This window comes from Paraburkholderia sp. SIMBA_053 (genome assembly GCF_046534895.1).
Classification (GTDB): Bacteria; Pseudomonadota; Gammaproteobacteria; order Burkholderiales; family Burkholderiaceae; genus Paraburkholderia; species Paraburkholderia caledonica.
Genome location: NZ_JAWRXU010000692.1, coordinates 1 through 272 on the forward strand (window position 1 = coordinate 1; position 272 = coordinate 272).

At 65.1% G+C, this 272-nt stretch carries 1 pseudogene; it reads left to right on the forward strand.

Annotation, left to right across the window (positions count from 1 at the left end):
• Window positions 1-86: 86 nt before the first annotated feature.
• A pseudogene (locus tag SB753_RS37355) lies at window positions 87-272 on the forward strand (type VI secretion system baseplate subunit TssE); the annotation flags it as partial.

Genomic DNA, 272 nt, shown 5'->3' on the forward strand with positions numbered 1-272 from the left:
CGTTCGACATCCAGCAGGTCGCCAAACAGTAAGCAAGCTGAGGTGCGCGACGACAAGGTGATTCGCACGATAAGGATACCGAACGGATGGCGGAGCTAACCCCTCAGGAGCGCTTGCAGCCCTCGTTGCTCGACCGGCTCACCGACATGGCGCCGGACGAGCCCGACGAGAGCCGCGAGCAGCGCGTGATCACGGCGGCGCGCCTGCGCGAGTATGTGACGCGTGACATTGCCGCGCTGCTGAACTGCACGCGGCAGTGGGACAGCGACGGT